18 protein-coding genes are annotated in these 19,857 nt (G+C 66.8%); 1 reads left to right on the top strand and 17 read right to left on the bottom strand.

What is annotated here, in order from left to right; translation table 11 throughout:
• Positions 1-14: 14 nt before the first annotated feature.
• Positions 15-1,496: an amidase gene (locus KDK82_RS01670; RefSeq protein ID WP_088163882.1), complete on the top strand. Its 1,482-nt coding sequence runs from the start codon at positions 15-17 to the stop codon at positions 1,494-1,496.
• Here the strand turns inward: KDK82_RS01670 and KDK82_RS01665 are convergent.
• The 17 genes from KDK82_RS01665 to KDK82_RS01585 all read right to left on the bottom strand — a co-directional run bounded on the left by KDK82_RS01665 (position 1,483) and on the right by KDK82_RS01585 (position 19,853).
• Positions 1,483-2,496, bottom strand: a complete 1,014-nt coding sequence (locus KDK82_RS01665) for a tripartite tricarboxylate transporter substrate binding protein (RefSeq protein ID WP_088163881.1) — start codon at positions 2,494-2,496, stop codon at positions 1,483-1,485. The genes KDK82_RS01670 and KDK82_RS01665 overlap by 14 nt on opposite strands.
• A 142-nt stretch (positions 2,497-2,638) precedes the next feature.
• Positions 2,639-3,664 (bottom strand): AraC family transcriptional regulator, encoded by a 1,026-nt coding sequence (locus KDK82_RS01660; RefSeq protein WP_088163880.1) that lies wholly within the window; start codon positions 3,662-3,664, stop codon positions 2,639-2,641.
• A gap of 58 nt (positions 3,665-3,722) precedes the next feature.
• On the bottom strand, positions 3,723-4,610 hold the full coding sequence (locus KDK82_RS01655) for an alpha/beta hydrolase (protein WP_088163879.1): 888 nt from the start codon (positions 4,608-4,610) through the stop codon (positions 3,723-3,725).
• Between the two features lie 62 nt (positions 4,611-4,672).
• Positions 4,673-5,317 carry a LysE family translocator gene (locus tag KDK82_RS01650; protein WP_088163878.1) on the bottom strand — a complete coding sequence of 215 codons (645 nt, stop codon included), beginning with the start codon at positions 5,315-5,317 and terminating at the stop codon, positions 4,673-4,675.
• 45 nt (positions 5,318-5,362) lie between these two features.
• A complete protein-coding gene (locus KDK82_RS01645; RefSeq protein ID WP_088163877.1) occupies positions 5,363-6,226 on the bottom strand; it encodes a DUF429 domain-containing protein in 864 nt (287 codons plus the stop codon).
• Between the two features lie 14 nt (positions 6,227-6,240).
• Complete coding sequence (locus KDK82_RS01640; protein WP_088163876.1) at positions 6,241-7,122, bottom strand: EamA family transporter; 882 nt, start codon at positions 7,120-7,122, stop codon at positions 6,241-6,243.
• Positions 7,123-7,234: 112 nt separating this feature from the next.
• Positions 7,235-7,957, bottom strand: coding sequence for a GTP cyclohydrolase I (folE, locus tag KDK82_RS01635; RefSeq protein ID WP_013800846.1), 723 nt, complete (start codon positions 7,955-7,957; stop codon positions 7,235-7,237).
• Between the two features lie 129 nt (positions 7,958-8,086).
• The gene (locus tag KDK82_RS01630) at positions 8,087-8,860 is read right to left on the bottom strand and encodes an endonuclease/exonuclease/phosphatase family protein (protein WP_012207248.1); all 774 of its coding nucleotides are present in this window, start codon (positions 8,858-8,860) and stop codon (positions 8,087-8,089) included.
• 27 nt (positions 8,861-8,887) lie between these two features.
• Positions 8,888-9,373 (bottom strand): dihydroneopterin triphosphate diphosphatase, encoded by a 486-nt coding sequence (gene nudB, locus KDK82_RS01625; protein WP_012207249.1) that lies wholly within the window; start codon positions 9,371-9,373, stop codon positions 8,888-8,890.
• Positions 9,373-10,188 carry a CsgG/HfaB family protein gene (locus KDK82_RS01620; protein ID WP_088163875.1) on the bottom strand — a complete coding sequence of 272 codons (816 nt, stop codon included), beginning with the start codon at positions 10,186-10,188 and terminating at the stop codon, positions 9,373-9,375. The genes nudB and KDK82_RS01620 overlap by 1 nt, the downstream gene beginning before the upstream one ends.
• Positions 10,189-10,266: 78 nt before the next feature.
• Positions 10,267-12,069, bottom strand: coding sequence for an aspartate--tRNA ligase (gene aspS, locus KDK82_RS01615; RefSeq protein WP_043824963.1), 1,803 nt, complete (start codon positions 12,067-12,069; stop codon positions 10,267-10,269).
• A gap of 41 nt (positions 12,070-12,110) precedes the next feature.
• On the bottom strand, positions 12,111-12,734 hold the full coding sequence (locus tag KDK82_RS01610) for a DUF502 domain-containing protein (protein ID WP_012207252.1): 624 nt from the start codon (positions 12,732-12,734) through the stop codon (positions 12,111-12,113).
• A gap of 18 nt (positions 12,735-12,752) precedes the next feature.
• On the bottom strand, positions 12,753-13,064 hold the full coding sequence (locus KDK82_RS01605) for an FmdB family zinc ribbon protein (protein ID WP_034396889.1): 312 nt from the start codon (positions 13,062-13,064) through the stop codon (positions 12,753-12,755).
• A 219-nt stretch (positions 13,065-13,283) separates the two neighbouring features.
• Complete coding sequence (locus KDK82_RS33065) at positions 13,284-15,143, bottom strand: DUF11 domain-containing protein (protein WP_256974383.1); 1,860 nt, start codon at positions 15,141-15,143, stop codon at positions 13,284-13,286.
• A 1,002-nt stretch (positions 15,144-16,145) separates the two neighbouring features.
• Positions 16,146-17,594 (bottom strand): sodium:solute symporter family protein, encoded by a 1,449-nt coding sequence (locus KDK82_RS01595; RefSeq protein WP_088163874.1) that lies wholly within the window; start codon positions 17,592-17,594, stop codon positions 16,146-16,148.
• 58 nt (positions 17,595-17,652) lie between these two features.
• Positions 17,653-19,218, bottom strand: coding sequence for a ubiquinone biosynthesis regulatory protein kinase UbiB (ubiB, locus tag KDK82_RS01590; RefSeq protein ID WP_088163873.1), 1,566 nt, complete (start codon positions 19,216-19,218; stop codon positions 17,653-17,655).
• Positions 19,215-19,853 carry an SCP2 domain-containing protein gene (locus tag KDK82_RS01585; RefSeq protein WP_065345757.1) on the bottom strand — a complete coding sequence of 213 codons (639 nt, stop codon included), beginning with the start codon at positions 19,851-19,853 and terminating at the stop codon, positions 19,215-19,217. The genes ubiB and KDK82_RS01585 overlap by 4 nt, the downstream gene beginning before the upstream one ends.
• Between the last annotated feature and the right edge of the window lie 4 nt (positions 19,854-19,857).

Below are 19,857 nucleotides of genomic sequence, written 5' to 3'. Positions count from 1 at the left end.
TCGAGGAAGCCGCGATGACTGGAACGACACAGGCCCTGCACGACCTACCCGCCCATGCGCTGCTGCGCGCCTACCGGGAGCGCAGCCTCTCGCCCGTCGAGGTCATGCACGAGCTGCTGGCCCATGTGCAGCGCTGGGAGCCGGCCCTGGGCGCCACCTACCTGCTGCGCCCCGAGGCCGCCCTGGCCCAGGCACGCGCCAGCGAGGCCCGCTGGCTGCGCGGCGAGCCGGCAGGCCTGCTTGACGGCGTCCCCGCCACGGTCAAGGACAACATCGCCACGCGCGGCGACCCCACGCCCGTGGGCACGGCCGCCATGCCGCAGGTCGCGGCCCCGCTGGACGCACCGCCCGCAGCGCGCCTGCGCGAAGCGGGCGCCATCCTCTTCGCCAAGACCACCATGCCCGACTACGGCATGCTGTCCTCGGGCCTGTCCTCGCTGCACGGCAACACCTTCAACCCCTGGGACCTGGACAAGACGCCGGGCGGCTCCAGCGCAGGCGCGGGCGCCGCTGCGGCGGCCGGCTACGGGCCGCTGCATGTGGGCACGGACATTGGCGGCTCCATCCGCCTGCCCGCAGGCTGGTGCGGCATCTTCGGCCTCAAGCCCAGCCTGGGCCGCGTGCCCATCGACCCGCCCTACACCGGCCGCTGCGCCGGCCCCATGACGCGCAGCGTGGCCGATGCCGCGCTGATGATGCAGGCGCTGTCCCTGCCCGATGCGCGCGACAGCATGGGTCTGCCGCACCAGGACATTGCCTGGAGCGGCTTCGACATGGACCCCGCCCAGGTGCGCGGCCTGCGCATAGGCCTGCTGCTGGATGCCGGCTGCGGCCTGCCCCTGCAGCCCCGCGTGCGTGCCGTGGTGGAGCAGGCTGCGGCCTGGCTGGAATCGGCCGGCGCCCATATCGAGATCATCCAGCCCTGGCTCACCCGCGACATGCTCGACGGCCTCGACCATTTCTGGCGTATGCGCTCGCATGTGGAAATGCAGTCGCTGCCGGACGCCCAGCGCCGCGTGGTCCTGCCCTTCATCCGCGACTGGGCCGACAGTGCCGGGTCCATCACCGCCACCCAGCTGTTCGTGGCAAGCCAGCAGTCGCACCTGCTGCGCGTGGCCACGGTGCGTGCCACGGCGGCCTTCGACTATGTGCTGTCGCCCGTGGCGCCCATCACGGCTTTCCCGGCCCACCTGCCCAGCCCCACCAACGACCCGCTGCGACCGCTGGAGCACATTGCCTTCACCGTGCCCTACAACATGTCCGAGCAGCCCGCCGCGTCCGTGCCCTGCGGGCATGACGGTCAGTTGCCCATTGGCGTGCAGATCGCGGGCCGCCGCTTTGACGACCTGGGCGTGCTGCGGCTCAGCCGCGTGCTGGAGCAGCTGCGGCCGCCGCAGCCTGCCTGGCCACAGCCCCTGCCTCCGGGCCAGGGCACTGGCGACAGCGAAGACGGGGCACAGGCGCGGGCACGAGCAGTGCCGGCTACTCCAGCCTGATTCCCGCATCCTTGACGATGCGCGCCCAGCGCGGCAGGTCGCGCGCCATGGCCGCTGACAGCTCCTCGGGCGTGCCGCCCACCGGGCGCAGCCCCATGGCCGCCAGGCGGCCGCTGAGTTCGGGCGAGGCCACGATGCGCCGCACCTCGGCCGAGAGCTTGTCCACGATGGGCCGGGGCGTTCCCGCCGCCACGAAGGTGGCGAACCAGCCATTGGCCTCGAAGCCCGCCAGCCCCAGCTCGGCAAAGGTGGGCACATCGGGCAGCGCCGGATGGCGCTGCATGCCGGTGATGGCCAGGATGCGGATCTTGTCGGACTTCAGGTGCGCATTGGCCGAAGACACGTCGATGAAAGCCGACGACAGCTGCCCGCCCAGCACATCGTTGACCAGCGGTGCCGCGCCCTTGTAGGGAATCAGCGCCAGATCCAGCCCGGCCCTGGCACGCAGCAGTTCGCCATGCATGTGCGAGGAGGTGCCGTTGCCGTAGTTGCCGTTGCTGTACTTGCCCGGATGGGCCTTGACCAGGGCGATGAACTCCTGCAGCGTCGTGGCCGGCACGTCGCGCGGCACCACGAACAGGTCCGAGGACAAGGCCACCTGCGATACGGGGGCAAAGTCCTTGAGCACGTCATAAGGCATCCTGGCGTACAGCGCAGGCGCCTGGATCATGGCCGTGATCCCCAGCAGCAGCGTATAGCCATCGGGCGCCGACTTGGCCACCACATCGCCGCCGATGATGCCACTGGAGCCCGGCCGGTTCTCCACCACCACGGGCTGGCCCCAGGCCTGGCTCAGTTGCTGGGCAATGATGCGGCCGATGATGTCCGTGCCGCCACCCGCCGGATAGGGAATCACCATGCGCAGCGGCTTGGACGGATAGGCACCGCCTGCCGGCTGTGCAAAGGCGATCGGCGATGCCGTTCCCAGGGCAGCGCCCAGTGAGGCGCTGGCAGCGCATGCCAGCGCTGCCCGCAGGCAGCCGCGTCGGCTCGATTCCATGGCTTGTCTCCTTGTCCTTCGGTGCTCCGCCCTCGTTGGCGGGGCGGTGTGCCCTGCCGCAGTGGCAGGGTCCATGGACAGTGTGGCCACCGGGCCTTCAGCCACCAATCGCCGATCGTCTCAAAATGATTGGCAAAAAAGATCAGCGGCCGCGATGCTGGGCCTGCCGGTAGGCGCCCGGCGGCAGGCCGGTCCAGCCCTTGAAGGCGCGGTGAAAGGTGCTGGCCTCCGCAAACCCCACGCGGGCCGCAATGTCGGCCAGGGTCAGATCCGGGCGGTTCAGCAGTTCGATGGCGGCGTCGCGGCGCAGGTCGTCCTTGAGGGATTGGAAGCCCAGGCCTTCGTCGCGCAGGCGGCGGCGCAGCGTCTGCGGTGTCATGGACAGCGCGGCGCCCACCTGCTCCAGCGACGGCAGCTCCCCCGCCAGGTCGCGGCGCAGCAGGCGGCGGATGCGCTCGCCCAAGCGCGTGCGGTCGCGGTAGCGGATCACCAGGCCCATGGCCGCCTGGTCCAGGAATTCGGCCAGGCTCTCCGGGGTCTGCACCACGGGCAGCTCCAGCCAGCGCGCATCGAACTCCAGCCCCGTGAAGTCGCGGTCCCGCTGCAGCGGCGCCAGGAACAGGCGCTGCGCCTCCGTGCCATACGGCATGCTGGCTCCGGCAGGCGCGCACACGCCCGTCAGCTCAATCCTGCGCGACACCAGCCAGGACATGACGCCATAGCCCAGAAAGCAAAAGGAACGCTCGGCATAGGCCAGCGGCGCATCACGCTCGCGCAGCGACACCATGGCGATGCGGGCCACGCCATCCACCACCTGCAGCCGGGGAGCGAAGTCGCGCAGCACCAGGCGGTAGAAACGCAGCCCGCCCTGCAATGCCTCGCCCAGCGTGCGGCAGGGCAGCATGGTGCGGCAGGCCTGGGCAAAACTGCCCACGGGCAGCGGATGGCGGCACAGGCCCCACAGCTCGTCGCGGCAGACGCGGCGCAGCACGCGGATCAGCGCCGCGTACTGCGCCTGGGTCACGCGCGACAGCGGCGCATCCAGCAAGGCCGGCGCAATGCCGGCGCGGCGCAGGATGGCTGGCACATCCATGCCATTGCGCTGCACGCCCTGCACGATCTGCAGGACCTGGGCAATGGCAATGGTGTGGGCCGTGGTCTGTGGCATGGGCTTGGTGGAGACGGCGTCAGATGGGCAGGTCAAGGCCTGCCCGCCATTGTCTCCATCAATGGCCCAGATATCGATCCAGGAATCCCAGCACCCGCTGCTCGTAGGGCTGGGGCGCGTAGTCGTACAGGTCCACATGCGCGGCGCCTTCCACCATCCACAGCGCCTTGGGTTCACGCGCCGCATCGAACAGCTCGCGCGTTTCTGCGGGCGTGGTGTGCCTGTCCTGCAGGCCGGCCGCGATCAGCACGGGAGCGCCCAGCGCCTTCACATGGTCGATGGGACGCAGTTGCGCCAGCTCCAGATGCAGGCGCAGCGGCAGCTGCCACGCCAGCAAGGGCGTGACCACGTCCGCCAGCCAGCCGATGTGCGCGCGCACGCGGTTGTCTATGGCCTGCCGGATGTCGGGGAACACCGACTCCAGCACCACCGCATCCGGCCCCGGCGCCACATGGGACAAAAGCAGGGCCGCACCGCCCAGCGATGTGCCGATCACCGCCACTTTCTCGCCAGGCAGCTGCTGCCGCACATAGGCCATGGCGGCACGCACGCCTGCGCCTTCGACCATGCCGAAGCTGATGCGCTCGCCACTGCTTTCGCCGTGCGCGGGCAGGTCGATCAGGCAGACGGAGTACCCCTGCCGATGGAGCATGCGCGCACGCGCCAGCATGGCCAGCCGGTCTGCGTACACGCCGTGCAGCAGCAGCACGGCACCATGGCCCGGCTGCCCCTTGGCGAACCAGCCCCGGACCTGCCCGCCCTCGTCGGTGGGCAACTGCAGCGTCTGGACCGGCCAGTCCGCAGGCGGCGCGCCGACAGGCTGGTGGTCCGGCTGGCTCAACAGGCTGCCCACCAGCCAGGCCGCCACCATCAGCAGGGCCAGTCCGGACAATCCCGCCATCAGCAAGGCGGCAGGCCATGAAAGATTGCGCAATCGGGAAAGCATGGCGTGGACTGTGCCACGGCCCGGCCCTTGCGCCGTGGCCCGCAGCGAAAAGCAGAGTATTCCTAACGCTGCACCAGGGCCAGCCGCACGGCCATGCCCAGAAAGACCAGACCGGCCACGCGGTTGAGCCAGTTCTGGGCGCGCACGGAGCGCTGAAGCAGCACGCCGAACCAGCCCGAACAGCAGGCGATGGCGCCGAACACCAGCAGCGCCGCCAGCATGAACACGCAGCCCAGCACCATCACCTGGGTGGCCACGCTGCCGCGCGCGGGGTCCGCGAACTGCGGCAGAAAGGCCAGGAAGAAGATCAGCACCTTGGGATTGGTGAGGTTCATCACCACGCCACGCCCCACCCAGCGCAGCGCCCGTGCGGGGGTCAGCGGGTCGGCTGCGCCGGCCTGCGGCATCTCGCCCGGCCGGGCCACGGCGCGCAGCGCGCCCCAGGCCAGCCAGGCCAGATAGGCCGCGCCGCACAGCTTGATGGCGGTGAACAGCAGGGGCGATGCAGCCACCAGCGCCGCCAGGCCCAACGCAACCGCCGCCGTATGCACCACCAGCCCCAGGCACAGGCCCAGCACCACGCACAGCCCCACGCGCCAGCCGCGCTGGGCCGATTGCATAAGCACAAACAGGTTGTAAGGCCCCGGGCTCAGGCCCAGCAGCACGGCCACGCCAAAAAAGGCCAGCAGGGTTTCAAAGGTCGGCATCGCTTCTCTCTTTTCGATTCATCGCATGTTCCAGCGCGGCTTGGGTCAGGCTTGCGCCGTGACGATCCAGCCTTCCAGCGGGTCCAGGTCGTGCGGCAGCCCGTAGAGCGCATCGCCCTGCGCATGGCGGGCCGCAGCCCAGGCGGCCTGCAGCATGCAGATCACGGCGTCCAGCCGGTCTCCGCTGCCGTCCGCCAGCAACTGGTTGCGGGTTTCTTCGCCATCAATCTGCAGGCGCAGCGCCAGCGGGTTGTCGCCGCTCTCCAGCGCCGCCAGCAATTGCACGTGCGCCTGATGGCGTTCGGGCGTTTGCCGTGCGGGCTCGTCGCTTTTGTAGCTGCGGCGGCCGATCACGGCGCGCGCCAGCATGCCCGGGTAGGCTTCCAGCGCCACGCGGCGCGCATCGCCTTCGCCTGGCCGTTGCAGGCCCGGCAGATGCACGCCGGCCGCGCGCAGCAAGGGCAGCCCGGCATGCAGCATGTAGGCCACGGGCGGGTTCACCCATTTCATGGAAGGGCTGGCACCGGCAGGCCCGTCCGTGGCGCGGTGCGCGAACTTGCCGCCTGCGGGCCGCGCCGCGCAAAAGGCCCTGAACTGCTCGCGTATGGCCTGGCGCGTGAGGCCGGCGTAGTGATCCATGCAGGCCGCCCAGTCCATGGGCCAGGCGAGTTGCTCCACCAGTTCGCGCGGCAGGCCAAAAGGCAGGTCGAATCCGCCCACCCAGGCCGACTGCGCCGACTGCGCCGAATCGGCGGGCCGGGCCAGCCAGGCGGCCCATGCGTCCAGCGAGGCGAACTCCAGCAAATCCTGCAGGACCACCGTGTCGCCAGCCAGCAGACGGCCCAGGGCCATGGTGATGGGCTTGCGCGCCGTAGGCCGGCTGCTGAAATCGCAGCCCAACACCCGCATTGCAGCCATGGTGCTCAGCCCAGGCCCAGCGCCGTCACGCCGACGGCAATGCACACCGCGCCCGCAATGCGCGCCAGGCGGTCGCCTTCGCGCAGCATGTGCCCGCCGATCAGCGCCGCGAACAGCATGGAGACTTCGCGCGCAGGCGCCACGTGCGACATGGGCGCATCCTGCATGGCGTAGAGCACCAGCACATAGGCGATGGGACTGATCAGCGCCACCAGGGCCGCGAAGCGCCACTGCGTGCGCCACAGGCTGCGCGCAGTGGGCAGGTCGCGCAGCACCACGGGAGCGAGGAGGAATACGCGCACGAAGTTGCCCATGTAGTCGATGAGGATGGGCGACATCAGCAGCATCTTCACGCCGTAGCCGTCCACCACGGTGTAGCTGGCGATGAAGGCGCCCGTCAGCAGGCCGTACCACAGGCCCAGCCGCAGCCGCTCGCGCGCTTCGGGGTCATGGCGTGCGCGCAGCAGGCCGGGGCCGCCCGCGATCAGGAACACGCCAACCACCACGCCGGCAATGCCCAGCACGCCCAGCGAGGAAATCCGCTCCCCCAGGAAGACCACCGCCACCATGGACGACAGCAGCGGCCCCGAGCCGCGCGCCAGCGGATAGACCACGGTGAGGTCCGCGCTGCGGTAGCCGCGCAGCAAGGTCACGTAGTAGGCCACGTGCAGCAGGCCGCTGGCCAGCACCACCAGCCATTCGTTGCGCCCCCATGTGGGCACCACATCGCGCCCCACCCACCAGCCCAGCGGTGCCCAGATCACCATCATGATGACCGAGGTGAAGAAGGCGAAGCGCGAGTCGCCGCCCGCCTTCTTGGCCACGATGTTCCAGCCGGCATGGATGAGGCCGGCAATGATGATCAGGGCAAAGGCTTGCAGCGACATGGGCAGGTCCGGGGAAAGCGGGGGCTCGGGCTTGGCGCGGGAAAGAAAAAAGGCCGCGCACTGCGCAGCCTGGGGTCTTGTCTGAGGCGTCCGGGGACGCCACCCCGGGGAGTTACCTGCGGCTGGACACCAGCGAGAGGAACTCGCGGCGCAGTTCAGGATTGGTGAGGAAGGCGCCGCGCATGACGGAGTTCAGCATCTTGCTGTCCATCTCGCGCACGCCGCGCCAGGACATGCAGAAGTGCGAAGCCTCCATGACCACGGCCAGGCCGTCAGGGCGGGTCTTGTCGAGGATCAGGTCGGCCAGCTGGATGATGGCCTCTTCCTGGATCTGGGGGCGGCCCATGATCCAGTCCACCAGCCGCGCGTACTTGGACAGGCCGATGACATTGGTGTTCTTGTTGGGCAGCACGCCGATCCAGATCTTGCCGATCACCGGGCACAGATGGTGGCTGCAGGCGCTGCGCACCGTGATCGGGCCGACGATCATCAGCTCGTTGAGGTGCTCGGCGTTGGGGAACTCGGTGATGGCGGGCTGCGCCACATAGCGGCCACGGAACACCTCGTTGACATACATCTTGGCCACGCGGCGCGCCGTGGCGCGCGTGTTGTGGTCGTGCGTGGTGTCGATGACCATGCTGTCGAGCACGCCCTGCATCTTGTCCTGGACTTCGTCGAGCAACAGCTCGAGTTCACCGGGCTCGATGAATTCGGAGATGTTGTCGTTCGCATGAAAGCGCTTTTGCGCCTGCTTCAACCGTTCGCGGATCTTGACCGAGACGGGGGTGCCCTCGGCCTGGCTGTCTTGTTTCATGTCGACGAGTTCTCTGAACATGGCTGGCATGGTAACAGCGAAACCCGCGGCATGGCACGCAAGGGATTTTCCACCCAAACGCAGGTTCTGCCCGCGCTGAAAGCTATCATTTAAATAGCAAAAGAATGGCTTGTGTGACAGAACCCGGGGCTAGAGGCGGAATTCGGCAATCAGCGGCAGATGGTCGGACATGCGCCACCAGATGCGTCCCTTGGGCACATGCAGGCCCAGCGGGGTGAGGCCGCGCACGTAGACGTGGTCCAGCTGGGCCAGCGGCAGGCGCGAGGGATAGGTGGGCACGCTGGGCAATTCGTCGTATTCGTACAGGCCGAAACCGCCAAGCATGCGCTTGATCTGGCCACCCCAGTCGTTGAAGTCGCCAGCTACCACCACGGGCGCGCCGGGCGGCACCTCGCGCTCGATGAAGCGCTTGAGCTGTGAGACCTGGCGCACGCGGCTGCCGGGGATCAGGCCCAGGTGCACCACGATGGTGTGCACGCGCCGGTTCTGCACTTCCACCTCCACATGCAGCAGGCCCCGCTGCTCGAAGCGGTGGTCGGAGATGTCCTCGTGCTGGTGGCCCACCACGGGCCAGCGGGTGAGCAGCGCGTTGCCATGCTCGCCATGGCGCGTGTAGGCATTGGTGCGGTAGACGGCCTCGTAGCCCAGGGGAGCCAGGTACTCCGCCTGCGACACCTGGGGCCAGCGCTCGAAGTAGGCGGCCTCCTTGTGGTTCATCTTGCGCACTTCCTGCAGGCAGACGATGTCGGCATCGAGCTGCTCCACAGCGTGTCCCAGGTTGTGGATTTCCAGGCGGCGCACGGGACCCATGCCTTGCACGCCCTTGTGGATGTTGTAGGTCGCGACGCGCAGTATGGACGGGCCGGGGTCCACCTCGTGGGAGGATTTCACGTTGTCAGTCATAGGCGGTCAGGAACACAGGGATCGGGATCAGTCCAGCTCCAGTGAAGCGAATCGCGGCAGCATCAGGATGGCTTCCGCATTGGACGGGGAGTAGCAGCGCTCGGCAGCGTCATGCCAATGATGCCAAGCAGATGCGGTATGTTCCCTCGGATTCAAGAACACAGGGGTGTAGGACGGAATCCGCAGGCCGAAAACCCTCTCGCGGTTGTGCCATACACCGGGCGCATAGCGGTGCTGCCAAGCCGGGTAGATGGTGTAGATGTTCTCCAGCGCCCAGTCCTGCAGCAGGCAGCCGGGCGCCTCGGGATCGATGCCGGTTTCTTCCCGCACCTCGCGCACTGCGGTCTCGCGCCAGGACTCGCCTTCATGGTCCTTGCTGCCCGTCACCGACTGCCAGAACTCCCCGCCCTCAGGCGCCGGTGCCGTGCGGCGCATCAGCAGCACCTGCCCGTCATCGCGGTAGATGACGACCAGCACCGATTCAGGGATCTTGTAGCCTGGCATGGCAGGCATCAGCCCTTGCCCTGGACCGCTTTGGTCGCCACGGGAGGCGGCAGCTCCTTGGCCTGCAGCGCGCGAACCTGATGCACGAGCTGGTTGTGCGCATCCAGAAAGGCGGCGGCGATGACCTTGCCCTCGTTGGTATTGCTCCAGCCCGCGCCCGCCGCGCCCAGGCGGCCCAGCACCATGCCGCCCACGCCCAGATCGGTGGTGCGGGCGGCGCCCGTGGCAGCGGCCACCTGCTCGGTGGTTTCGTTGTCCGACAGCAGCAGCGCGGTCTGCGCCTCCTTGAACTTGACCTGCTCGACCATGCCGACCAGCCCCGCGATGTCCCGCAGCACCGGAATCATGGCAACCACGCCGGCCAGGCCCCGGCCCGCGTCCTGCTCGCTGAAGGTCAGGCTGGGCGTCAGCGTGTATTGCGCCTCATAGCCACGGCCCTTGCGTACCGTGGAGTTCTCGCGCAGCACGCCGGCGTTCTTCAGGTCCTGCTCCTGCACCGTGCCGCGCAGGCCCGCGCCCCGGTCCACCACACGAAAGCACCCGCTTTGCTGGGCCAGCAGCTTGATCAGCGGCACGGGCGAGGCGGGCAGCTGGTAGCCCGACCCCATGACGTAGCCGTTGGGATTCTCGGCCAGGGCCAGCGTGGCCACGGGCGCGTCGCAGCGCACGAGTTCGCGCGAGCCATTGTTCGCGCCCAGGGGCCCGGCGGAGCCGGTGATCTCCGAGCCGCCCTGCCCCAGCTCGGTCTTCTTTTCCCCGCAGCCGGACAGGCCCAGCCCTGCCAGCACAGCCAGCGCCACCGATGCAATGCCTTGAAAACGCATGAAAGCTCTCCGCAAAAAGAAAAACGGCAGAAGCTGTGCCAGCTTCTGCCGTCCGTATCAAGCCGCCAGGCCCGGTCCTCAGCCCTGGGTGGCCGCCAGCGGGTTGCGCAGGCGGATGTGCAGCTCGCGCAGCTGCTTTTCGTCCACGGGCGAAGGTGCCTGCGTCAGCAGGTCCTGGGCGCGCTGGGTCTTGGGGAAGGCGATCACGTCACGGATGGAGTCGGCACCCGTCATCAGCGTGATCAGGCGGTCCAGGCCGAAGGCCAGGCCACCGTGCGGGGGCGCGCCGTATTGCAGCGCGTCCAGCAGGTAGCCGAACTTGGCGCGAGCGTCTTCGGGCGAGATCTTGAGCGCGTCAAACACCTTGCTCTGCACGTCGGCGCGGTGGATACGCACCGAGCCGCCGCCCAGTTCCCAGCCGTTCAGGACCATGTCGTAGGCCTTGGCCAGGCAGTTGGCCGGGTCGGTGACCATGAGCTCCTCGTGGCCGTCCTTGGGCGAGGTGAAGGGATGGTGCACGGCCGCCCAGCGGTCGTTTTCCTCGTCGTGCTCGAACATGGGGAAGTCCACCACCCACAGCGGCGCCCAGCGGTTCTCGAACAGGCCGTTGGCCTTGCCGAATTCGCTGTGACCCACCTTCAGGCGCAGCGCGCCGATGGAGTCGTTGACGATCTTTTCCTTGTCGGCGCCGAAGAAGATGAGGTCGCCGTCCTGTGCGCCCGTGCGCTTGAGGATCTCGGCAATGGCCGCGTCATGCAGGTTCTTGACGATGGGAGACTGCAGGCCATCGCGGCCCTTGGCCACTTCGTTGACCTTGATCCAGGCCAGGCCCTTGGCGCCGTAGATCTTGACGAATTCGGTGTACTGGTCGATCTCGCCGCGCGAGATCTGCGAGCCGCCGGGCACGCGCAGCGCGACCACGCGGCCGCCCTTGGTCGTGGCGGGGGTGGAGAACACCTTGAAGTCCACGTCCTTCATGACTTCGGTCAGTTCGGTGAACTCGAGCTTGACGCGCAGGTCAGGCTTGTCCGAGCCGAAGCGGAAGGCCGCATCCTGGTACGTCATCATCGGGAACTCGCCCAGATCCACGTCCAGCTGGGTCTTGAAGACCTCGGTGATCATGCGCTGGAAGATGGCGCGGATTTCCTCTTCGCCCAGGAACGAGGTCTCGCAGTCGATCTGCGTGAACTCGGGCTGGCGGTCGGCGCGCAGGTCTTCGTCGCGGAAGCACTTGGTGATCTGGTAGTAGCGGTCGTAGCCGGCCACCATCAGCATCTGCTTGTACAGCTGGGGCGACTGCGGCAGGGCGAAGAACTCGCCATCGTGCACACGGCTGGGCACCAGGTAGTCGCGCGCGCCTTCGGGCGTGCTCTTGCCCAGCATGGGCGTTTCGATGTCGATGAAGCCTTCCTTGTCCAGGAAGTTGCGCACCTGGATGGCCGTGCGGTAGCGCAGCATCATGTTGCGCTGCATGTAGGGGCGGCGCAGGTCCAGCACGCGGTTGGTCAGGCGCACGGTCTCGGACAGGTTCTCGTCGTCCAGCTGGAACGGGGGCGTGACCGAGGCGTTGAGCACGTTCAGTTCGTGGCACAGCACTTCGATCTGGCCGCTCTTGAGCTTGTCGTTGGTCGTGCCTTCGGGACGTGCGCGCACCAGGCCCTTGACCTGCACGCAGAACTCGTTGCGCAGGCCTTCGGCGGTCTTGAACATCTCGGCACGGTCGGGGTCGCAGACCACCTGCACATAGCCTTCGCGGTCGCGCAGGTCGATGAAGATCACACCGCCATGGTCGCGGCGACGGTTCACCCAGCCGCACAGGGTAACGGTTTCGCCCATCAGGGCTTCGGTCACTAGACCGCAGTAATGGGAGCGCATGGCCATGATGAAAAGCTTCCTGCGCCCGGGATGGGCGCGACAGTTTGTTATTTGGATTCCGCGGGCAGTGTGAGATCCGGAGGAGTCACCACGCCCATCGAAACAATGTACTTGAGCGCGGCATCCACGCTCATTTCCAGCTCGATGCAATCGCTCTTGCGAACGATGACGAAATAGCCGCCCGTCGGGTTCGGCGTTGTCGGCACGAAGACGCTCAGGTATTCGTCACGCAGATAGGCGGCGACCTCTCCGCTGGGCGAGCCGGTGACAAAGGCCACGGTCCAGACGCCTTCGCGCGGCCACTGCACCAGCACGGCGGTGCGAAACGCATTGCCACTGTCCGAGAAGACGGTGTCGGACACCTGCTTGACGCTGGAATAGATGGAGCGCACTACGGGAATGCGGCTGACCACCGCATCGCCCCAGGAGACAAGCTTGCGGCCGATGAAGTTGCTGGCCGCAGCGCCAACCACCAGCAGGATCAGCAGCGTGAGCACCACACCGAAGCCGGGAATGTGGAAACCCAGCAGCCGGTCCGGATGCCAGGCCTCGGGCAGGATGGCCAGCGTCTGGTCCAGCGTGCCGATGATCCAGTTGAGCACGCCCAGCGTGATCACCAGAGGAACAATCACCAGCAGGCCGGCGAACAGCCATTTGCGCAGAGCGGACATGAGAAATGCAAGCCTTGATTAATGGCCCGTGGAGGGTGCGGGAGCAGATGCGGGGGCCGCAGCAGGCGCAGTTGCCGCAGGTGCGGCAGATGTATCCGAGGCCTGGGTGTCTGCCGCTGGAGCCGGCGTGGCGGCGCTCTTGCTGCCGCTGTTCTTGAAGTCGGTCGCGTACCAGCCCGAGCCCTTGAGCTGGAAGCCGGCAGCCGTCAGCTGCTTGGAAAAGGCCTCGGCACCACAGGCCGGGCAGGTCGTCAGCGGAGCATCCGAGATTTTCCGCAGCACGTCCTTGGCATGACCGCAGGAGCCACACTTGTATGCATAAATAGGCATGGCGCTAATGCTTATACGAGAGAAGATGCAAAACTTTCGATTATAGGCATCCGCCTGATACTGCGGCTGCCTTGCCCCCAAAGGCCCAGGCCGGAAAGCCGCAAGCCGCATGCATCAGTCGGTACCTGATGGCCCGAAATGCAAAATGCCAGTCGCGGGGACTGGCATTCCATCAGGGCGGTGCCGGCCCCGCTGCCGGGGCGCCTGCCGCATCCATGGTCAGCGCCGTGCCCGGCGCCGCTGCATCCCCATACCGGCCAGCATGACGGCAAGGCCCATCAGCACCAGGGCGGGCACCCCGGTGGCGGGGACCGGCTCCGGCGTCAATGCGGCAGCAACCACCAATTCCTGATCCCGCGAATTGTTGGCCGGCTCCGGGTCCGTGGTTCCACTGACCGCCGTCACGGTGGCTGTCAGGCTGCCCTGCGTGGTGGGCGTGAAGCTCACCGTGCAGGAAATGCTGGCACCCGAGGCCAGCGGCGCGCCTGTCGGCACAGCAGGCGTGCATGAGGTGCTGGCACCTGCCGGCAACCCTGCGATGGAGCAATTGGTAAAGGCCGCCGCATTGGGGCCGGCATTCGTGCAGATGAACGATCCCTTCACGGGAACACCCACGTTGGCGGTGGCCGGCAGCGTGACGCTGGTGGCCTGCATGTCGGCCCGCTCCACGGGGTTGAAGGGGTGGGCCTTGGTGTTGTTGGCCGGCACCGGATCCACCGTGCTGCTGCTCGCCGTCACCAAGGCCGCGATGGTGCCCGTTGTGGTGGGCGTGAACTGCACTGTGCAGGCGATGCTGCCGCCCGATGCCAATGGCGAGGCCGTGGGCACGCTGGGTGTGCAGGACGTGGTCGCCCCGGCTGGCAGGCCGGAGATCACGCACGAGGCCGCCGTGGCCGCACTGGGGCCGGCATTGGTGCAGCTGAAACTGCCGGACACCGGCACGCCCACCGTCATGGTCAGGGGAAGCGTGATGGCGCTGGCCTGCATGTCGGCACGCTCCCCGGGGCTGTAGGGGCGCAAGATCGTGTTGTTGGCAGGCACCGGGTCCTGCGTGCCACTGCTGGCGGAGACCAGGGCCGTGAATGCCCCGCCCGCTGTGGGCGTGAAGCCCACCGTGCAGTCGATGCGGGCGCCCGAGGCCAGCGGCGATCCTGTAGGTACAGCGGGAGTGCAGGACACGGACGCGCCTGCGGGCAGACCTGAAATGGCGCACGAGGCTGCCGCCGCAGGGCTGGGCCCCGCGTTGGTGCAGCTGAAGCTGCCGGATGCTGGCGTGCCCACCGCCATGGAGGCCGGCAGGGTCAGCTCCGTGGCCCTCATGTCCGCCGACTCCCCTGGGTTGTAGGGGAAGGACATCGTATTGTTGCTTGGCACCAGATCTGTCGTTGCACTGCCGGCCGTCACCAGTGCCGTGATGGTGCCCGTGACAGCAGGCGTGAAGCCTACCGTGCAGGCGATGCTGTCGCCTGCGGCCAGCGGCGATCCTGTAGGAACAGCGGGAGTGCAGGACACGGAAGCGCCTGCCGGCAGACCTGAAATGGCGCACGAGGCTGCCGCCGCAGGGCTGGGTCCCGCGTTGGTGCAGCTGAAGCTGCCGGATACCGGTGCCCCCACCGTCATGGACGGCGGAAGATCAACGCTGGCGGCCTGCATGTCGGCCGCTGGCGCAACCGCCAGCACAGCCAGTGTGGCCGGCTGGTTCAGGCCAATAAGACTGAGGTTGGAAGAACCGTTGGTGAAGCTGCCTGTCGCGGTCGGGCGCACGTCGAGGCTCACCTCGCAGAAGGCGGCGCCCTGGGCCAAGTCTCCGTTGGACACGGTCACGGTGCTGCCGCCTGCTGCCGCCTGCACGGTCGTGCCGGGGCAGGTGGTGCTGGCATTGCCCTCGACGACCAGTCCTGCAGGCAGGTTGTCGGTAAACGACCAGCCTCGCTTGCGCAGCAGATCGGTCGTATTGGTGATGGTCATGGTCAGCCGGGAGACCTGGCCGAGTTGGATGCTGGCAGGCGAGAAGGCCTTGTCCAGCTGCGGCGTCACGTCGATGATCTGCGCGTTGTCGATCGACGAATCGTTGCCCATGGAGCCGGTCTGGTCGTTGTGCAGAACAAACCCGACAGAGGCCCCGCTGAAGAGCAGTGCCCCCGGAGAAGTCACCGTCTGGGCCACAGCGGTCTGGGTGTCGGCAATACCGATAGGTGTTGTATTGAATGACTGTCCACCCACGCATGGATTGATCGCGTTCGTGGAGATGGGCAGTTCCGTACCAGCGTCATTGATCAGGGAAAAACGCAGCAGCGGGGCGATAAATGCCGACGAGCAGAAGGTCGCCACCACATCGGTACGGGCAGTGAGGAATCTGCTGCTGGCGCTTTGTGCAATATTGGTGGCGGTGCGAAATGCAATTGCGCCAGCAGGAAAGGTCCCATTCGCTGTAAGCATTGCCATGACATGGTTCTTGCTTGCAGCCGCCGCACTCTGGCCCTGATAGCGCCCGGCGACCTCGGCCATCTGCTGCAGGTTGTTCCAATTGCCTTGGTCCGAGCAGGCCGCAATCATCACCGTCGAATCTGGAGCCTGGCTGAAGGACGTCACTATGCCATTGCACTGGTTGGCGCTCATCCGGTACAGGGGGTCGGCGGTGTACGTCTGCCCCGCAGGGTCCGCGCCCTGGTAGGCCAGCAGATCCCGCCCCTCCGTGGTGATGGGGGGTGTCTGCGGGTTTTCGAAATCCTCGCTCCAGACAATGACCGGCGCGACTGGGATCCTCGGCGCAGCCATTGCCACCTGGCCGCACAGGGCTGGCACAAGCAAGGCGCCTCCAAGCCACCTCCATCGGAACCGGACGCCGGCAACAGGCCGCTGCTTCAGCTGGCGAGCCCTCGCAATCAGTTTGAGTGTTTTCATGACGGTGCTTCCTCCCAAGCGTTTGCTATTCGGAGGTCCGCCGTACTGTCAGGACCTGTGCTTCACACCACCCAAGTCGGCATTCCGGGTCCTCCACAATCCCAGCCGCCGACTATATAGTTAATAACTATTGATGATTTTCATCAATTGTTTTTGCAAATGATGGTGTGACGGCGCTTACCTTTCGGGGCTGAACTCAAGAATGTCTGCGCTGCGATTGGCCAGCCACTGGGGTGCCAATGACCCGGCCACCATCCCCGTCACAGCCGCCAGCAGTCCCGCCAATTGCTGCGGAAATGCCTCGTGCAAAGCCGGCGTGGCCATGAAGACCACCCACACGCCAATGCCCAGTGCCACGGCGCAAATGGCGCCCTGCGTGGTGGCGCGCTTCCAGTACAGCCCGAAGACCAGGGGCACGAAGGCGCCGACCAGCGGCACCTGGTAGGCGCTGGAGACCAGCTCATAGATGGGCGTTCCTTCCATCTTGATCGAGTAGGCCAGCACGCAGATGCTGAAGACGAGCACGCTGATGCGCATGGCCAGCAGCATTTCCCGGTCGCTGGCCTGGGTGCGGAACTGGCGCCAGATGTTCTCGGTGAAGGTCACGCTGGGCGCCAGCAACGTGGCCGAGGCACAGGACTTGATGGCCGACAGCAGCGCGCCGAAGAACAGCACCTGCATGACGAAGGGCATCTTGTCCATGACCAGGGTGGGCAGCACCTTCTGCGGGTCCTGCTTGAGCAGTTCCGCTGCCTCCTGCGGCATGATGATCAGCGCGCTGGCCACGAGGAACATGGGTACGAAGGCGAAGCAGATATAGGCCGAGCCACCGATGACGGTGCCGCGCGTGGCAGCCTTCTCGCTGTGGGCCGACATCACGCGCTGGAACACGTCCTGCTGGGGAATGGAGCCCAGCATCATGGTGATGGCCGCGCCAAAGAAGAAGAGGATCTCATGCCAGCTGGGCTCGGGCCAGAACTGGAACAGATCGCGGCTCACGGCCAGGTCGATGACCTTGCCGGCACCGCCAGCCATGTCGCTGGCAAACCAGGCCAGCACCACCAGGCCGACGACCAGGATGATCATCTGCAGGAAGTCCGTCACCGCCACCGACCACATGCCGCCGAACAGCGTATAGGCCAGGATGGACACCACACCGATGGCCATGCCCATGGAAATGCTGACCATGCCGCCCGACAGCAGGTTGAACACCAGGCCCAGGGCCGTGACCTGGGCCGAGACCCAGCCCAGGTAGCTGAGCATGATGATCAGCGAGCAGACGATCTCGATGGACCGGCCATAGCGGTGGCGGTAGTAGTCGCTGATGGTCAGCAGCGTCATGCGGTAGAGCTTGCCCGCGAAGAACAGGCCCACCAGGATCAGGCACATGCCCGCGCCGAACGGGTCTTCGACCACGCCGCGCAGGCCGCCCTCGATGAACTTGGCGGGCACGCCGAGCACGATCTCCGAGCCGAACCACGTGGCAAACGTGGTGGTGATGATCATGTACATGGGCAGATGGCGCCCGGCAATTGCGAAGTCGGCCGTGTTCTTGACCCGCCTGGCCGCCCACAGGCCGATGGCGATGGTCACGAACAGGTAGGCGATCACCATAGAGAGCAGCACGCTGGCACTCCTGTTTCAAAGTGGGAAAAGGGAGAGGTCCGGAAACCCGTCAGTGTTCTCAGTACCAGCGCAGCCGCACCGCCAGTTGCAGCAGGATCAGCGCTATGACAAAGCCGATACCGGCGCTGACGATGGCCTGCAACAGGCGGTTGGTGAGCTTTTGCTGCTGCAGCAGCTCCTTGAGCAGTTCGTCGTGCTCGCCGGAGTTGCGCGTGAGCCGGCGATGGATCAGGCGCGGCAGCTCGGGAATGAGCTTGGCATAGCGCGGCGCCTCGGCCAGCAGCTCGCGCCACAGCCGTTGCGGGCCCATCTGGTCCAGCATCCATTTTTCGAGGAAGGGCTTGGCCGTGCTCCACAGGTCCAGGTTGGGGTCCAGCTGGCGCCCCAGGCCTTCGATGTTGAGCAGCGTCTTTTGCAGCAGCACCAGTTGCGGCTGGATCTCGACTTGAAAGCGGCGCGAGGTCTGGAACAGGCGCATCAGCACCATGCCCAGCGAAATCTCGGCCAGCGGACGGTCGAAGTACGGCTCGCAGACGGCGCGGATGGCGGCCTCCAGCTCGTCCACGCGCGTGCTCGGCGGCACCCAGCCGCTTTCGATGTGCAGCTCGGCCACGCGCTTGTAGTCACGGCGGAAGAAGGCCGTGAAGTTCTGCGCCAGGTATTCCTTGTCGTACTCGGTCAGCGTGCCGACGATGCCGAAGTCCAGCGAGATGTAGCGCCCGAAGGTCTCGGGCTCCAGGCTGACCATGATGTTGCCCGGGTGCATGTCGGCGTGAAAGAAGCCATCGCGAAAGACCTGGGTGAAGAAGATGGTCACGCCGTCGCGTGCCAGCTTGGGGATGTCCACGCCGGCTTCGCGCAGGCGCTCGACCTGGCTGATGGGCACGCCGGTCATGCGCTGCATGACCATCACGTCGTTGCGGCAGAAATCCCAGTACACCTCGGGGATCAGCACCAGGTCCAGCCCTTCCATGTTGCGGCGCAGCTGCGCGGCGTTGGAGGCTTCGCGGATCAGGTCCAGCTCGTCGTGCAGGTAGTTGTCGAACTCGGCCACAACCTGGCGGGGCTTGAGGCGCTTGCCGTCGGCCGACAGGCGCTCGACCCAGCGCGCCATCATGTGCATCAGCGCCAGGTCCTTGTCGATCACGGTCTTCATGCCCGGACGCAGCACCTTGACGGCCACGTCGCGCTGCACGCCGTTGCGGTCGCTGATCACTGCGAAGTGCACCTGGGCGATGGAGGCGCTGGCCACCGGCTCGCGCTCGAAGCTCACGAAGATCTGGTCCAGCTTCTTGCGGAAGGCGCGCTCGATGGTGTCCACCGCAATCTGCGAATCGAAGGGCGGCACGCGGTCCTGCAACCGGGCCAGCTCCTCGGCCACGTCGGGCGGCATCAGGTCGCTGCGCGTGGACAGCACCTGGCCGAACTTCACGAAGATGGGCCCCAACTCCTCCAGGGCCTCGCGCAGGCGCTGGCCGCGCGGCTTGTCCAGCCGCCGGCCCAGCGTGAGCACCGCGCGTGCGCGGCGCATCCAGGGATGCTCGAAGCTCGACAGCACCAGTTCGTCGAGTCCGTAGCGGAACACCACCCAGAGGATGGTCAGCCCGCGAAGAAACCGGCTCATGGCTTGTCGTTCTCGAAACCGGGCAGGGATACCACGGGGGAACCAACGGGCGCGCTGGCGGGCGCTGCCGCACGTGCGGCCTCGGGGGCGGGGGCATCGGCATCGGGCTTGCCGGCCATGCGGGCGCCCACGAACTGGCGCAGCGCCTGGGCGGCGCTGCGCGCGACCTTGGCCACGGTGTGCGCGGGCGCATCGCCGATGATGCGGGCCAGGTCTTCCTCCACGTCCCATTCGACGTGGTCCACCAGCCAGTTGATGTCTGCGGCCAGTTGCACGTCGCCCTCGATGCGGATGGAGGGCTTGTCGCCGCGCAGGGCCACCTGGGCCAGGGCCAGCGGGGAGGTCTCGGTGACTTCAAGCAGCAGGTCGGGCTGCGCGCCTTCGGGCGCCACGTTGAACAGGCCGGCGGGCGTGATCTGCAGGGCCATGGAGTAGCCGCGCCACTGCACGCGCGCCACGCGGCCCTTTTGCCGCACGAGGCGCTCCATCGCCTCTTTCTCCTGCATCAGCACATGGTTGAGGAACAGCACGAGGCGCTGATGCACCTCGCTGACCAGCCATTGCGGCGGTTGCGGACCGGCCATCACGCGTTCCATGAGACCGTTCAGAAAAGAAAAAGGGGACTGTGTTGCCATAGTC

This window comes from Delftia sp. K82, from assembly GCF_002193035.1.
Taxonomy (GTDB): domain Bacteria; phylum Pseudomonadota; class Gammaproteobacteria; order Burkholderiales; family Burkholderiaceae_C; genus Comamonas; species Comamonas acidovorans.
This window is presented reverse-complemented; position numbering and strand designations above follow the sequence as displayed.

What these genes read in the sequence shown, in the direction of transcription:
- KDK82_RS01660 (WP_088163880.1), bottom strand. Translation starts at nt 3,664, where the DNA reads ATGCCACAGACCACGGCCCACACCATTGCCATTGCCCAGGTCCTGCAG.
- KDK82_RS01620 (WP_088163875.1), bottom strand. Translation starts at nt 10,188, where the DNA reads ATGCGTTTTCAAGGCATTGCATCGGTGGCGCTGGCTGTGCTGGCAGGG.
- KDK82_RS01585 (WP_065345757.1), bottom strand. Translation starts at nt 19,853, where the DNA reads ATGGCAACACAGTCCCCTTTTTCTTTTCTGAACGGTCTCATGGAACGC.
- KDK82_RS33065 (WP_256974383.1), bottom strand. Translation starts at nt 15,143, where the DNA reads ATGGGCAACGATTCGTCGATCGACAACGCGCAGATCATCGACGTGACG.
- KDK82_RS01630 (WP_012207248.1), bottom strand. Translation starts at nt 8,860, where the DNA reads ATGACTGACAACGTGAAATCCTCCCACGAGGTGGACCCCGGCCCGTCC.
- folE (WP_013800846.1), bottom strand. Translation starts at nt 7,957, where the DNA reads ATGTTCAGAGAACTCGTCGACATGAAACAAGACAGCCAGGCCGAGGGC.
- nudB (WP_012207249.1), bottom strand. Translation starts at nt 9,373, where the DNA reads ATGCCTGCCATGCCAGGCTACAAGATCCCTGAATCGGTGCTGGTCGTC.
- aspS (WP_043824963.1), bottom strand. Translation starts at nt 12,069, where the DNA reads ATGGCCATGCGCTCCCATTACTGCGGTCTAGTGACCGAAGCCCTGATG.
- KDK82_RS01655 (WP_088163879.1), bottom strand. Translation starts at nt 4,610, where the DNA reads ATGCTTTCCCGATTGCGCAATCTTTCATGGCCTGCCGCCTTGCTGATG.
- KDK82_RS01645 (WP_088163877.1), bottom strand. Translation starts at nt 6,226, where the DNA reads ATGCGGGTGTTGGGCTGCGATTTCAGCAGCCGGCCTACGGCGCGCAAG.
- KDK82_RS01665 (WP_088163881.1), bottom strand. Translation starts at nt 2,496, where the DNA reads ATGGAATCGAGCCGACGCGGCTGCCTGCGGGCAGCGCTGGCATGCGCT.
- KDK82_RS01605 (WP_034396889.1), bottom strand. Translation starts at nt 13,064, where the DNA reads ATGCCTATTTATGCATACAAGTGTGGCTCCTGCGGTCATGCCAAGGAC.
- KDK82_RS01640 (WP_088163876.1), bottom strand. Translation starts at nt 7,122, where the DNA reads ATGTCGCTGCAAGCCTTTGCCCTGATCATCATTGCCGGCCTCATCCAT.
- KDK82_RS01670 (WP_088163882.1), top strand. Translation starts at nt 15, where the DNA reads ATGACTGGAACGACACAGGCCCTGCACGACCTACCCGCCCATGCGCTG.
- KDK82_RS01650 (WP_088163878.1), bottom strand. Translation starts at nt 5,317, where the DNA reads ATGCCGACCTTTGAAACCCTGCTGGCCTTTTTTGGCGTGGCCGTGCTG.
- KDK82_RS01610 (WP_012207252.1), bottom strand. Translation starts at nt 12,734, where the DNA reads ATGTCCGCTCTGCGCAAATGGCTGTTCGCCGGCCTGCTGGTGATTGTT.
- ubiB (WP_088163873.1), bottom strand. Translation starts at nt 19,218, where the DNA reads ATGAGCCGGTTTCTTCGCGGGCTGACCATCCTCTGGGTGGTGTTCCGC.